This is a genomic window from Mesorhizobium carmichaelinearum, assembly GCF_900199455.1.
GTDB lineage: Bacteria > Pseudomonadota > Alphaproteobacteria > Rhizobiales > Rhizobiaceae > Mesorhizobium > Mesorhizobium carmichaelinearum.
On record NZ_FZQR01000009.1, the window covers coordinates 217,754 to 231,048 of the forward strand.

Below are 13,295 nucleotides of genomic sequence, written 5' to 3' on the forward strand. Positions count from 1 at the left end.
CATAGGCGCTACGCGAGGCCGAATCGCGGCAACCTATGATATGGTGCGGGCTGGTATTTCCAACCAAAGGGATCGAGCCGAATGAGCGTGATGGTCAAGGAAAGTCCGATCAGCGAAACCGACATGATCGCCGAGGCCGAAAAGGCGCTGGCTGACATTTCCAGGATCCGCGACGGGGTCGGCCGGGTGATCTTCGGCCAGGAGGCCGTCGTCGAGCGCACGCTGGTGGCGCTGCTGGCCGGCGGCCATGCGCTGCTGGTCGGCGTCCCCGGCCTCGCCAAGACCAAGCTGGTCGAGACGCTGGGCGTCGTGCTCGGCCTTGATTCGCGCCGCATCCAGTTCACGCCCGACCTGATGCCATCAGACATCCTGGGCTCCGAGGTGATGGAGCAGGACGAGATCGGCAAGCGCTCCTTCCGCTTCATCTCCGGGCCGATCTTCGCCCAGCTGCTGATGGCCGACGAGATCAACCGCGCCTCGCCGCGCACCCAGTCGGCGCTGCTGCAGGCGATGCAGGAGTATCACGTCACCATCGCCGGCGTCCGCCATGACCTGCCGGCACCCTTCCATGTGCTGGCGACGCAGAACCCGCTGGAGCAGGAAGGCACCTATCCGCTGCCCGAAGCCCAGCTCGACCGCTTCCTGATGCAGGTCGACATCCTCTATCCCGAAATCGAGGCCGAGCGCCGCATTCTCCTGGAAACCACCGGCATCGAGGATGCCAAGGCGCAGAACGTGCTGCAACCGGTGCGGCTGAAGGAAATCCAGACGCTGATCCGCCGCATGCCGGTGCCTGAAAGCGTGGTCGAGGCGATCCTCACTCTGGTGCGCTCGGCGCGTCCGGGCCAGGGCAATGCCGAGACCGACAAACATGTCGCCTGGGGTCCCGGCCCGCGCGCCAGCCAGGCGCTGATGCTGTGCACGCGCGCCCGCGCCCTCTACGACGGGCGGCTGGCACCATCGGTCGACGATGTGCGGGCGCTGGCCGAGCCGGTGCTGCAGCACCGCATGGCGCTGACCTTCGCCGCCCGCGCCGAGGGCACCAGCGTGCGCGATGTGGTGGCAAAGCTCGTGAAAGGGATTTGATGGCGCGCATCGGCGAGGTCCAGGCTCCGGCAGCGACGCGCGACGCGCTCGCCCGTGGCCGGTTGCGGGCTTCGCTTGTGCCTGACCTGCTGGTCGAGGCGCGCCGCATCGTCAACACCGTGATCGCTGGCTGGCATGGCCGCCGCAAGCGCGGCATCGGCGAGAATTTCTGGCAGTTCCGGCCCTATGTCGAAGGTGATTCCTCGCGCATCGACTGGCGCCGCTCGGCCCGCGACGACCACACCTATGTGCGCGACCGCGAATGGGAAGCCGCCCATACAGTGTGGCTGTGGGCCGACCCCTCGCCGTCCATGCTCTACAAATCGACCGGCGCCAGCGTTTCCAAGCAATCGCGCGCGCTGGTGCTGACGCTGGCCATGGCCGAATTGCTGTCGCGCAGCGGCGAGCGCATCGCCTGGCCTGGCCTGACCGATCCATTCACCGCCCGCAACGGCGCCGAGCGCATCGCCGCCCAGCTGATGCATGCCGGCGACTTGCCGGCAAAGCCTGACCTCACGGATATCAGGCGCTTCTGCGACATCGTCATCGCCAGCGATTTCCTCGATCCCGTCGAGGAAACGATGGAGTGGCTCGACGTGCTCGCCCGCCACGGCGTGCGCGCGCATCTGATCGAGGTTGCCGACCCGGCCGAGGAAACCTTCCCCTATGCCGGCCGCACCGAGTTCACCGATCCGGAGACCGGCGACAAGCTAACCGCCGGGCGGGCCGAAATGCTCGGCGACGAATACCGCCTGCTCTACACCGCCCGTCGACAGGAATTGGCCGGCTGGTGCAAGCGGCTCGGCTGGAGTTTTACCGTCAACCACACCGATCGGCTGGCGTCCGACGCGCTGGTGCGCCTGCATCTGGCGATGACCGCTGAAGGCTCTTATGCCGCTAGCGGTCGTGCCGGAAAGGCCGTCGCATGAGTTGGTTACCGCTCTCCTTTGGCGCTCCCATGGTGCTGTGGGGCCTGCTGGCGCTGCCGGTGATCTGGTGGCTGCTCAGGCTGACCCCGCCCAAGCCGCAGGCCGAGATCTTTCCGCCACTGAAGATCCTGGCGCGCGTCTTGAAGCGCGAGGAGACGCCGCATCAAAGCCCTTGGTGGCTGACGCTGCTCAGGCTGCTGATGGCGGGCCTCGTCGTCGCGGCGCTTGCCGAACCGGTCTTCAACCCGCGCGAAAAACTGCCGGCCGAAGGTGCGGCTCTTGCGCTGGTCATCGACAATGACTGGGCGAGTGCGGCCGACTGGAACAAGCGCGTCGCCACCGCCGAGCGGCTGATCAAGGACGCCGGCTCGAACGGCGTGCCGGTCATCATCGCCTTCACCGCCGAAAAGGCCAATGCCGAGATCGGGCCCTTCGATGCCACCGCCGCGCTCGACCGGCTGCGCGCCGCCAAGCCGCGGCCGATCCCGACCGACCGGCCCGCCGTCTATGCCCGTGTCGCCGGCGTGCTGGAGACCTTGCCCGGCGCCAGCGTCGCCGTGCTGGCCGACGGCCTTGCGGCCAAGGGCGACGAGGCCGCCTTCAACACGCTGTTGTCGAGAAATGCCGCCCGCGTCGTCTGGGCAACCGCCGATCGGCTTTCGCTGACCGGGCTGACCGCCGCCGACAACCAGGTCGACGGTTTTGCGCTCACCGCCATCCGCGCGCCGGGCGATCCGGCGCCGGCACAGGTCACCGCCGGCGCCTTCGACGACAAGGGCCGCCGCATCGCCGATGCCACGCTGACCTTCGCGCCGGGCGAAGCCACCGCCACCGGCACCATGGCGGTGCCGTTCGAACTGCGCAACGACTTCGCCTCGATAGCGCTCGACGGCGAGCGCCAGGCGGGCGGGGTGCGCGTGCTCGACGAAAGCTCCAAACGCCGCCGCGTCGGGCTGTTGTCGCAGGCCGAGGCCGACCAGGCGCAGCCGCTCCTGTCGCCGCTCTACTACATCAGGCGCGCGCTGCAGCCCTTCGCCGATCTGGTCGAGCCCTCCAGCGCCGATCTCGCCGACGCCATCCCGCAGATCCTCGACCAGAAGCCGGCGATGATCATCATGGCCGATATCGGCACCATTCCCGCACAAGTCCGGCAAAGGCTGGTTGACTGGGTCGACAATGGCGGCACGCTGGTGCGCTTCGCCGGCTCGCGGCTGGCCGCCGCCGGCAATGACGACGATCTGCTGCCGGTTCGCCTGCGCACCGGCGAGCGTTCGCTCGGCGGCGCGCTGTCATGGACCTCACCGCAGCCGGTCACCGAATTTCCCAAGGCCGGTCCCTTCGCCGACCTGGCGCCGCCCACCGAAGTCACGGTGAGCAGGCAGGTGCTGGCCGAGCCGACGCCCGATATCGTCGAGCGCACCTGGGCCGCGCTTGCCGACGGCACGCCGCTGGTCACCGGGCTGAAGAAAGGCAAGGGCACGCTGGTGCTGTTCCATGTCACGCCCGAGGCGACCTGGTCGAACCTGCCGATCTCAGGCAGCTTCGTCGAGATGCTGCGCCGCATCGTCCAGCTGTCGCGTAACCAGGGCGCGGCGATCGCCAATGCCGAAGCCGCCGCCACGTCGCTGGCGCCCTACCGCATGATCGCGGCCGACGGCTCGCTGGTGCCGCCGACGCCGGATGCGCGGCCGCTGGTGCCCGGCGCCGGCGCACTGCCGGTGACTTTCGAGAACCCGCCCGGGCTGTACGGCTCGGAGACCGGCGTTTTCGCCCATAATCTGCTCGATGCCGCGAGCACGTTCGAGCCGCTGGCGCGCCCGCAGATCGCCGTGCCGGTCACCACGATCCAGTATGCCTTCGATGAATCCCGCAATCTGAAAGGTTCGCTGGTCACCGCCGCCCTGGTGCTGATGCTGCTCGACACGCTGGCGGTGTTCTGGATGGGCGGCTTGTTTTCGCGCCGGCCGCGCCGCGCCGGTGCGGTGACCACCACCGCGGCGGTGCTGATTGCGCTTGGCGCATTGTTCGGCCATGCCGATTTCGCCCGCGCCGACGATGCCAAGCCGGGCGACGAGGCGGCCATCACGGCGATTTCGAAGACCCGCATCGCCTATGTGCTGACCGGCGTGCCGGGCGACGATTCGATCAGCCGCGCCGGGCTCGAAGGCCTGACCCGTTTCCTGATCGAAAAGACCGCGCTGGAGCCCGGCGCGCCGGCCGGCGTCGACATATCCAAAGACGAGCTCTCGTTCTATCCGCTGATCTACTGGCCGATCGATCCGGCCGCCCCCATGCCGAGCCAGGCGGCGATCGCCCGCATCGACGCCTATATGCAGCAGGGCGGCACCGTGCTGTTCGACACGCGCGACCAGTTCGCCAACGGCATCGGCGCCGATTCGACCAGCCCGGCGACCGAGCGGCTGCGCGACATCCTCGGCAACCTCAACGTGCCGCCGCTAGAGCCGGTGCCGTCGGACCACGTGCTGACCAAGTCCTTCTTCATCCTGCCCGAATTTCCCGGCCGCTTCAGTGGCAGCCCGCTCTGGGTCGAGGCCTCGCTCGACGCCAGCAACACCGACAACCGGCCGGTGCGCACCGGCGACGGCGTCTCGCCGATCATGATCACCGCCAATGATTTCGCTGGTGCCTGGGCGGTCGACGAGAATGGCGACGCGCTGCTGCCGACCGTGCCGGCCGACCCGATGCAGCGCGTCTATGCGCTGCGCGCCGGCGTCAACATCATGATGTACATGCTGACCGGCAACTACAAATCCGACCAGGTGCATGTGCCCATATTGCTCGAACGGCTGGGGCAATAAGGCATGAACTGGTCGATCTCCTTCGAACCGCTGATCTCCTGGCCCTTGTTGGCCGTGGTGCTGGTGCCGCTGGCGCTGCTGGCGCTTGTCGGCCTGTGGTTTCGCCAGCGCGGCGGTGTCCTGCGCTTCGTCGCCCTGCTGGCGCTGGCCGCCGCTTTGTTCAACCCGGTGTTCCTCAATGAGGAGCGCGAACCGCTGAAGAGCGTCGTTGCACTGATCGTCGACCGCAGCCAGAGCCAGGACATCGGCGACCGCGCCAGGCAGACCGACGAGGCGGTGGCCGGGCTGCAGCAGCGTCTTGGCCGCTTCAAGCAGTTCGACGTCCGCGTCGTCGAGGCCGGCAAGTCCGATGCCGCCGAGGAACGTACCGAAACGCGGCTGTTCGGCGCACTGGAAGGCGCCTTCCGCGACGTGCCGCCGTCGCGCATCGGCGGCGCCGTCATGATCACCGATGGCGAGGTGCATGACGCGCCTCCCGGCGCGCCCGACTTCAACGCCCCGCTGCACGCGCTGATCACCGGCAACGACCACGAAAAGGACCGCCGCATCCGCTTCGAGAACGCGCCGCGCTTCGGCATCGTCGGCAAGCCGCTCGACATGACCTACCGCGTCATTTCGACGGAGAACGAGACCGGCCCGGTCGATGTGCGCGTCTCGGTCAATGGCGAGCAGGTCTCGGTCGAGCATGCCACCGTCGGCCAGGCGATGCCGCTGCAGGTGACCATACCTGGCGCCGGACGCAACATCATCGAACTCGCCATCGACCGCGAACCGGGCGAACTGACCGACACCAACAACCGCGCCATTGCGCTGGTCGACGGCATCCGCGAGAATTTGCGTGTGCTGCTCGTTTCGGGCGAACCGCATGCGGGCGAGCGCACCTGGCGCAATCTGCTGAAGTCCGACGCCTCGGTCGATCTCGTCCACTTCACCATTCTGCGGCCGCCGGAAAAGCAGGACGGTACGCCGATCAACGAATTGTCGCTGATCGCCTTCCCGACCCGCGAACTGTTCGTCGAGAAGATCAAGGATTTCGACCTCATCATCTTCGACCGCTACCAGCACCGCGACGTGCTGCCGATCCTCTATTACGACTACATCTCCGAATATGTCGAAAAGGGCGGCGCGCTGCTGATCGCCGCCGGCCCCGAATATGCCGGCGAGGCTTCGATCGCGCGCACGCCGCTGATGTCGGCCCTGCCGGCGATGCCGACCGGCGAAGTGGTCGAAAAGGCCTTCTACCCGCGCCTCACCGACCTCGGCCAGCGCCACCCGGTCACGCGCGGCCTCGATGGTTCGGCCACCGAGCCGCCGCACTGGAGCCGCTGGTTCCGCACCATCGGCGTGCAGAACCCGCAAGGCGAAGTGGTGATGAAGGGCGCCGACAACCGGCCGCTGCTGCTGCTCGACCGCAAGGGCGAAGGCCGCGTCGGCATGCTTCTGTCCGACCAGGGCTGGCTGTGGGCGCGCGGCTTCGAGGGCGGCGGCCCGCATGTCCAGCTCTATAGGCGCATCGCCCACTGGCTGATGAAGGAACCCGAGCTCGAGGAAGAGCGGCTGACCGCCGAGGGACGCGGCATGGTGCTGGAGATCCGCCGCCAGACCATGGCCGACGATCCAGGCGCGGCGCAGATCATCACGCCCTCCGGCAAGACGGTGACCGTCAAGCTCGACAAATCCGAGCCCGGCGTCTTCCTCGGCAGTGTCCAGACCAACGAGATCGGCCTCTTCCAGGTCGCCAATGGCGATCTCACCGCGCTCGCCCATGTCGGGCCGGTCAACGCGCCGGAATTCGCCGACGTCATCTCCACCGAAAACCTGCTGAGGGCACCGACGGAAGCCACCGGCGGCAGCGTGCGCCGGCTGGCATCGTCCTCTGCCCTTGGCAGCGACGTGACGCTGCCCTCTATCGTGCCGGTGCGCTCGGCCGGCGAAGCGTCAGGCAACGACTGGATCGGCCTGCGCACCACCGACGACAGCGTCTTGAAGGCCGTCTCGCGCGTGCCGCTGTTCGGCGGCTTCCTCGGCCTCGGCCTGCTGCTCCTGGCAATGGGCTCGATGTGGTACCGCGAGGGACGGTGAGCCCCTCTCCCTTCTCCCCGTTTCACGGGGCGAAGGTGCCCGAAGGGTGGATGAGGGGCAGCGCCTACAAATCAGAATCTGGCACTCGCCTCACCCCTCACCCTGCTCGGCCGGCAAGCCGGCCTCGCTGTCCCTCTCCCCTTAAACGAGGCGAGGGAAAAAGCACCCTCCTCTACTCTTCCGGCTCGGTCGTGAACAGCAGCGGGTAGCCCTTGGCCTTGCCGGCATCGGTGGCCCGTGTCGCCTTGGTCTCGGCGACATCCCTGGTGAACACCGCGACCACGCAGACGCCGCGCCGGTGCGCGGTGATCATGATGCGGTGCGCCTGGTCCTCGCTGAGCTTGAACTCGCCCTTCAGCACCGTGACGACGAATTCGCGCGGCGTGAAATCGTCATTGATGAGGATGACCTTGTAGAGCTTCGGCCGCTCGGTCTGCGGCTTGACCTTGGTACGCGGTTTTGTGGTGATTTCTGGCATCGGAACCGACAGTTTCACGATCGACGGCGGCGCCATGCATTTTGCCAGACGTCAAACCGATCGTCCATTTTGATTGACGCGCAAGCTGGGTCGAGCGCGGCGCATCACAATGATGTGGGCAATCGCTGGCCGCTGTTCAACGGTCGAGATTGGGACGTAGCCGATTGCCGCTGGAATTGGCCCGGCGTTCCAGCCATGCCGCGATCGGCCATCCGGCAACGCAGACCAGCGTCACGGCGAGAAGCACGATCAGCAGCCACGCCTGGACAGGCGTGATGTAGTCCCAGTTGCTGGAGATTATCGGCGCGAACAGCGAGGGCTCGGTGCGGCCGCTGGCAGGGTCGGGCACGGGGCTGGCGGTGAGCAGAATCAGCGCCCTGGCGATACCGGTGGCAACCAGGCCGCCAATCACCATCGAACGCAAAATGGACGAAAGCCGCTTCTTCATGCGGATTGTCCTACACGGCCGGCGTTGAAAACGGGTTAAATGCGATCGAGGTGGCTGGCTGTGAGCCACCGGTGTTCAGCCGCTCGATCGGGTGCCTGGCAGAAGGCCGCCCCAGCCGGGTTGCGGCTGGGGCGGCCTTGCTAGAACTGATCTCGAAGCTGATCAGGGCTTCTTCGGAGCAGCCTTCGGGGCCGCCGCGGCGGGGGCCGCCGCTGCGGGGGCTGCCTTGGCGGGAGCCTTCTTGACCGGGCACTTGTGCTTCTTGGTCACCTTGCAGACGGCCTTCTTGGCGACCTTCTTCGGAGCAGCCTTGGCCGGAGCGGTGGTCGTCGCGGCAGCGGCCGGAGCGGTGGTCGTGGTGGCAGCAGCCGGGGCAGCGGTCGTGGTGGCGGCAGCGTTGCCGAGAGCCGGCATCGAGAAGGCAAGAGCAACGGAGAGACCGAGGGCCGACAGGAGGGACTTTTTCATGGCTTCATTTCCTTTTTATGCGGGTCGATTTTGAGCGTCACTGGACCGGGTCATTCGGTGTCACTCCAAGCAGCTTCAAAGCGTTGGCGAGCATCCGGATGCCCTGTGCCTGTTTCTTGGCGGCACAATACCGGTTGCCCTTTCTCTGAAGTGCCTTTGCCGCGGTGACCTGCGTTGCCGTGGCATGGGTTTCGAGGGCTTCATCAAATTGGTGGCTGAGATTGGCGCACCGTTCGCTCCGGGTCAGTGGCGCCTTTGCGTTTGATTGTCCTGCAGCGGCAGTGACCAGGCCAAGGCCCAGCAACGCACCCAACAAACTGATCGACAACCTTGGCATCGGTTTTTCCGTGAACCCGGAGATTTGCGTCGCAGCCGGTAATCTGACCGCCACGGCACCGTTATGCCGCCCTACCTTTTCAGGAGTTTTTCCCGATTGTAGAATTTTGTTTCTGGATTGTGTCTGGCCCGCCCGCCTGATGCGTATCGTCCAAAAGCGGTCCCGGTTTTTGGAGCCGACACGCATGGAAACGCTGATGCGTGTCGGCCAAAAGTGGTCCCAGTTTGGCAGAACGACACGCATGGAAACAAGGAGCTTCGGCACGGCCATCGCTTTCCATGTGGAGAAGGCGGAATTCGTTCTCCCTTGAAATCCAAGGCACTGGCCAACATATGGCCCGAATTCTATCGTGTGGCTCACCTGCCAGAATTCCTTGGCCGGCAATCGAGACAGGGCACCTCGTGAAATCCGACGCACACATACTGATCGTCGACGACGACAAGGGCATCCGCGACCTGCTTCAGGAGTTCTTCCAGAAGCGGGGGCTGCACACTTCGGTAGCCGCCGATGGTACCGAGATGGAGGCCATCCTGCGCCGTGCGCAGGTGGACCTCATCGTGCTCGACGTGATGTTGCCCGGCAAGAGCGGGCTGGAACTGTGCCGCGACCTGCGCGCCCAGTATACGACGCCGATCATCATGCTGACCGCCGTCACCGAGACCACCGACCGCGTGGTCGGCCTGGAGATGGGCGCCGACGACTATGTGCCCAAACCCTTCGACCCGCGCGAGCTCCTGGCCCGCATCCGCGCCGTGCTGCGGCGCAACGGCACCACCGAGCCGAAGCGTCCCACCACCAAGCAGATTTACCGTTTTGCCGGCTGGACGATGGACTGTTCGCGGCGCCGGCTGACGGCGCCCGACGATGTCAGGGTCGAGCTGACCATGGCCGAATTCAACCTGCTGCAGACCTTCGTCAAGAGCGCCCAGCGCGTGCTGACCCGCGACCAGCTCATCGAACTCTCCGGCGGCGACAGCGACTATTCCTTCGACCGCAGCATCGACATCCTGGTCAGCCGGCTGCGGCGCAAGATGGAAGATGACCCGAAGACGCCGAAGCTGATCCTGACGGTGCGCAGCGGCGGCTACCAGTTCCTGCCCGAGACGACCTCCGAATGAGACGTTTCCTGCCGCAGACCTTGCCTGTCTGGGTGCTGCTGATCGTCATTGCCGGCCTTTTGATCAGCCAGGTCGCGACCCTCTATATCGTGTCGCGCGACCGTGCCGTCGCCAACGATGTGGTCGACCTCTACCGCCTCAACGACCGCGCCTTTTCGCTGGTGCAGCTGATGAGCAACGCCACGCCCGAGGAGCGCAAGGCAACCGCGGCGGGCCTGTTCAACGCGACCTACGCCCTGACCGTCTCGGACACGCCGGCGGTCACCTCCTCGATCGCCGGCGACGACGAACTGGCTGAACTCGAAGACATCCTGGTCGGCCGGCTGTCGAAGTTCGGCGTCACCGACGCGCGCGTGCGGCGCGACCCGGCGACGCGCGAGGCCGACGACGCCAGCACTGTATCCGGCCCCGATATCGGCCAGGTCGAGCGCGACCTTCTGGTGCTGGCCGCCGACTTCGCCCAGAGCGACAAGCTGACAGCCTCTTTGCGCTTCGCCGACGGCCAGTGGCTGAACTTCACCGAGCCGATCACGCCGGTCGGCCCGATCCTGAGCTTCGACAGCCTGCCGCTCTATTCGCTGATCGCCGGCCTGGTGGTGATCATGTCGATCTGGTCGCTGCGCCGGCTGACCGCGCCCTACCGGATGATGGAAACCGCCGTGAACCGGATCGGCAAGGATTTGAAGAGCCCGCCGATAGCCGAGTCCGGCAGCCGCGAGGTGCAGGCTGCAGCCAGGGCAATCAACGCCATGCAGAAGAGGCTGCGCGAATATGTCGAGGACCGCGAACATCTGGCCGCCGCACTCGCGCATGATCTGCGCACGCCGATGACGCGGATGCGGCTGCGCCTCGAGCTGTTGCGCAAATCGGCGGTTCGCGAGGCGCTGGCGCATGATCTCGCCGATGTCGAGAGCATCGCCAGTTCCGTGATCGACTTCGCCACTTTCGAGGTAAACGAGGAAAAGACCGAGCTCATCGACTTCTGGTCGTTCGTGGAATCGATCGCCGACCCCTACCCGGAGGTCTCGTTCGACAATGACGATACCCGTTCGCGCGGCCTGATCTGCATCGCGCGGCCGGTGGCACTCAGGCGCTGCGTCACCAATCTGGTGCAGAATGCTGTCACCTACGGCAAGAAGGCGCATCTCAGCTTGCACCGCTCGGACGGCACGATCACGCTCACCATCCGCGACGAAGGACCGGGCATACCGCAAGCCCAGATCGATGCCGTGTTCGGCTCCTTCGTGCGCCTCGAACAGTCGCGCAACCGCCAGACCGGCGGCCTTGGCCTCGGCCTTACCATCGCCCGCAACATCGCGCGCGCCGCCGGCGGCGAAATCCGCCTGTCCAACCACCCGGATGGCGGATTGCTGACGGAGCTGCGCCTGCCGCTGGCGGCTTGACGCAGCAATGACGTCAAAACAAGGATAGCGAGGCGCTTACCGCCGCAACACCGCGCTCAGCACGTCCCTGATGCCGATGGCGCCGACGAAGCGGGACTGGTCGTCGAACAGCGCCACGGGCGCCGTCTGCGAACGGTGCATGGCCAGCATCACGGTTTTCAATGACGTTCCGGGATTGGCCCAGAACACTTGCGCTGCTTCCTCGGACTGAGCCTCGACATCGGCGCAGGACACCCACACCGCCGGCTTGCCGTCGCGTTCGGCCGCAGCCACCAGACCGTGATCGTCGATCTTGAAGCGCGTCGTCTTGCGCCGGTCGAGCCACACCCAGCCATTGTCGCCGTGATCGAGGTCACGGCTGTCGCGCATGACGTTCCAGGCGGTAAGCACCGACAGCGGGTTCACATTGGCGATAAAGTCGCGGACATAGTCGTTGGCGGGGCGCAGCACGATGTCTTCCGGCGCGCCGGTTTGGACGATGCGCCCGCCCTCCATGATGGTGATGTGGCTGCCGATCTTCAGCGCTTCCTCGAGATCGTGGCTGACGAAGATGATGGTCTTCTTCAGTTCGGCCTGCAGCTGCAGCAGTTCGTCCTGCAGCTTGGTGCGGATCAGCGGATCGAGCGCCGAGAATGGCTCGTCCATCAACAGGATCGGCGCCTCGGTGGCGAAGGCGCGGGCAAGACCAACGCGCTGCTGCATGCCGCCCGACAGCTCATGCGCGTATTTCTTCGACCACTGGTCGAGATTGACCAGTTTGAGCTGCCTGTGCACGCGCTCCTTGCGCTCGGCGTCCGGCACGCCGGCCAGTTCGAGGCCGAGCCCGACATTTTCCTCGACCGTGCGCCACGGCAGCAGGCCGAACTGCTGGAACACCATCGCCACCTGCTTCTGGCGCAAGCGCCGCAAGGTCGGCTCGTCGCAGGTGACGACATCGACAATCTTGTCGCCGTCCTTGACCAGAACCTGGCCGCGCGACACCACATTGAGGCGGTTGACGGCCCGAAGCAGGGTCGACTTGCCGGAGCCCGACAGGCCCATCAGCACCGAGATCTCGCCCTCATGCACGGTCAGGCTGGCGCCGGCGCAACCCAGCACATTGCCGGTTTTCTCCAGGATTTCGGCGCGCGTCGCACCCTTGTCGATCATCGCCAGCGAGCCGGCCTGGTCGGCGCCGAAGACGATATCGACGTTCTTGAAATCGACGGCGACGGTCATTTCTTGCCTCCAACGCCAATGCGGGTCATTCGGTCGAGCACGATGGCGAGCACCACGATGGCGAGGCCCGCCTCAAGCCCGAGATCGATGCGGCGCGAGCCGAGCGCGCGGTTGATTTCGGTACCCAGCCCGCCGGCGCCGATGAGGGCCGCGAACACCACCATCGACAGCGACAGCATGATCGACTGCGTCAGGCCGGCCATGATGGTGGGCAGCGCCGAAGGCAGTTCCACCTTCCACAGAAGTTGGCTCTTGGTGGCGCCGAACGCCTCGCCGGCCTCGATGATCGACTTCGGCACCGAGACGACGCCGAGATGGGTGAGCCTGACCGCGGTCGGGATGACGAAGATGATGGTGACGATGAGGCCGGGCGCATTGCCGAGGCCGAACAGCGTCAAGACCGGGATCAGGTAGACGAAGGTCGGCAGCGTCTGCATCAGGTCGAGCACCGGCAGCATGATGCGGTAGACCTTCGGCTTGTGCGCCGCCCAGATGCCGAGCGGCACACCGATGGCCATGGCCATGGCGGCGGCGGCGACGACCAGCACCAGCGTCTGAACCGTCTGCTTCCACAGGTTCTGGTTGATGATGAAGATTAGCCCGAGGAAGACGCCGATGGCCAGCGGCCGCGAGCGCTGCAACAGCCAGGCGATAACAGCGATGACCAGCGCCAGCAGCACCGGCGGCACCAGCAGCAGAACGTTCACCAGCCCGTCGAGGATGAAGTTCAGGCCATTGGAGAAGGCCCTGAAGATGGTGTCGAAATTGTCGGTCAGGAAGCCGAAGAACGCCTTTCCCCAGGCGCCGATCGGGATCTTGTGATCGACCATGAATTGCGAAATCGGATCCATCTTACCCCTCTTCGTCCAGGAGCCGCCCCTGCTCTCGGCTCGCGCAACGTCATCTTGT

General features: G+C 65.9%; 12 protein-coding genes. 6 read left to right on the forward strand and 6 right to left on the reverse strand.

What is annotated here, in order from left to right; all coding sequences use genetic code 11:
- Positions 1–81 precede the first annotated feature (81 nt).
- From CKW40_RS21840 to CKW40_RS21855, 4 genes are read left to right on the forward strand one after another with little or no spacing between them, the layout of a single operon-like run.
- On the forward strand, positions 82–1,086 hold the full coding sequence (locus CKW40_RS21840; RefSeq protein ID WP_095201925.1) for an AAA family ATPase: 1,005 nt from the start codon (positions 82–84) through the stop codon (positions 1,084–1,086).
- Positions 1,086–2,015, forward strand: a complete 930-nt coding sequence (locus CKW40_RS21845) for a DUF58 domain-containing protein (protein WP_095201926.1) — start codon at positions 1,086–1,088, stop codon at positions 2,013–2,015. The genes CKW40_RS21840 and CKW40_RS21845 overlap by 1 nt, the downstream gene beginning before the upstream one ends.
- Entirely contained in the window at positions 2,012–4,834 is a 2,823-nt protein-coding gene (locus CKW40_RS21850; protein WP_095201927.1) for a DUF4159 domain-containing protein, read from the forward strand. The genes CKW40_RS21845 and CKW40_RS21850 overlap by 4 nt, the downstream gene beginning before the upstream one ends.
- A 3-nt stretch (positions 4,835–4,837) precedes the next feature.
- Positions 4,838–6,916 carry a hypothetical protein gene (locus CKW40_RS21855; RefSeq protein ID WP_095201928.1) on the forward strand — a complete coding sequence of 693 codons (2,079 nt, stop codon included), beginning with the start codon at positions 4,838–4,840 and terminating at the stop codon, positions 6,914–6,916.
- Positions 6,917–7,088: 172 nt separating this feature from the next.
- Here CKW40_RS21855 and clpS read toward each other — a convergent pair whose 3' ends face one another.
- The 4 genes from clpS to CKW40_RS21875 all read right to left on the reverse strand — a co-directional run bounded on the left by clpS (position 7,089) and on the right by CKW40_RS21875 (position 8,647).
- A complete protein-coding gene (gene clpS / locus CKW40_RS21860) occupies positions 7,089–7,394 on the reverse strand; it encodes an ATP-dependent Clp protease adapter ClpS (protein WP_095202027.1) in 306 nt (101 codons plus the stop codon).
- A gap of 136 nt (positions 7,395–7,530) precedes the next feature.
- Complete coding sequence (locus tag CKW40_RS21865) at positions 7,531–7,842, reverse strand: hypothetical protein (RefSeq protein WP_095201929.1); 312 nt, start codon at positions 7,840–7,842, stop codon at positions 7,531–7,533.
- Between the two features lie 162 nt (positions 7,843–8,004).
- Positions 8,005–8,310 (reverse strand): hypothetical protein, encoded by a 306-nt coding sequence (locus CKW40_RS21870; RefSeq protein ID WP_095201930.1) that lies wholly within the window; start codon positions 8,308–8,310, stop codon positions 8,005–8,007.
- Positions 8,311–8,347: 37 nt separating this feature from the next.
- Positions 8,348–8,647 carry a hypothetical protein gene (locus tag CKW40_RS21875; RefSeq protein ID WP_095201931.1) on the reverse strand — a complete coding sequence of 100 codons (300 nt, stop codon included), beginning with the start codon at positions 8,645–8,647 and terminating at the stop codon, positions 8,348–8,350.
- A 401-nt stretch (positions 8,648–9,048) separates the two neighbouring features.
- Here CKW40_RS21875 and CKW40_RS21880 point away from each other — a divergent pair, with 401 nt between their 5' ends.
- Positions 9,049–9,765: a response regulator gene (locus CKW40_RS21880; RefSeq protein WP_095201932.1), complete on the forward strand. Its 717-nt coding sequence runs from the start codon at positions 9,049–9,051 to the stop codon at positions 9,763–9,765.
- Positions 9,762–11,168, forward strand: a complete 1,407-nt coding sequence (locus CKW40_RS21885; RefSeq protein ID WP_095201933.1) for an ATP-binding protein — start codon at positions 9,762–9,764, stop codon at positions 11,166–11,168. The genes CKW40_RS21880 and CKW40_RS21885 overlap by 4 nt, the downstream gene beginning before the upstream one ends.
- Before the next feature lie 36 nt (positions 11,169–11,204).
- Here CKW40_RS21885 and choV read toward each other — a convergent pair whose 3' ends face one another.
- Both choV and choW read right to left on the reverse strand, forming a co-directional pair.
- Positions 11,205–12,386, reverse strand: coding sequence for a choline ABC transporter ATP-binding protein (gene choV / locus CKW40_RS21890; RefSeq protein ID WP_095201934.1), 1,182 nt, complete (start codon positions 12,384–12,386; stop codon positions 11,205–11,207).
- Positions 12,383–13,237: a choline ABC transporter permease subunit gene (choW, locus tag CKW40_RS21895; RefSeq protein WP_095201935.1), complete on the reverse strand. Its 855-nt coding sequence runs from the start codon at positions 13,235–13,237 to the stop codon at positions 12,383–12,385. Before choW ends, choV begins: the two co-directional genes overlap by 4 nt.
- Positions 13,238–13,295: the final 58 nt, after the last annotated feature.

Excerpts from the sequence above, each read along its gene's own strand:
- CKW40_RS21840 (WP_095201925.1), top strand. The coding sequence starts at position 82 with ATGAGCGTGATGGTCAAGGAAAGTCCGATCAGCGAAACCGACATGATC.
- CKW40_RS21885 (WP_095201933.1), top strand. The coding sequence starts at position 9,762 with ATGAGACGTTTCCTGCCGCAGACCTTGCCTGTCTGGGTGCTGCTGATC.
- CKW40_RS21850 (WP_095201927.1), top strand. The coding sequence starts at position 2,012 with ATGAGTTGGTTACCGCTCTCCTTTGGCGCTCCCATGGTGCTGTGGGGC.
- CKW40_RS21875 (WP_095201931.1), bottom strand. The coding sequence starts at position 8,647 with ATGCCAAGGTTGTCGATCAGTTTGTTGGGTGCGTTGCTGGGCCTTGGC.
- CKW40_RS21855 (WP_095201928.1), top strand. The coding sequence starts at position 4,838 with ATGAACTGGTCGATCTCCTTCGAACCGCTGATCTCCTGGCCCTTGTTG.
- choW (WP_095201935.1), bottom strand. The coding sequence starts at position 13,237 with ATGGATCCGATTTCGCAATTCATGGTCGATCACAAGATCCCGATCGGC.
- CKW40_RS21845 (WP_095201926.1), top strand. The coding sequence starts at position 1,086 with ATGGCGCGCATCGGCGAGGTCCAGGCTCCGGCAGCGACGCGCGACGCG.
- clpS (WP_095202027.1), bottom strand. The coding sequence starts at position 7,394 with ATGCCAGAAATCACCACAAAACCGCGTACCAAGGTCAAGCCGCAGACC.
- CKW40_RS21865 (WP_095201929.1), bottom strand. The coding sequence starts at position 7,842 with ATGAAGAAGCGGCTTTCGTCCATTTTGCGTTCGATGGTGATTGGCGGC.
- choV (WP_095201934.1), bottom strand. The coding sequence starts at position 12,386 with ATGACCGTCGCCGTCGATTTCAAGAACGTCGATATCGTCTTCGGCGCC.
- CKW40_RS21870 (WP_095201930.1), bottom strand. The coding sequence starts at position 8,310 with ATGAAAAAGTCCCTCCTGTCGGCCCTCGGTCTCTCCGTTGCTCTTGCC.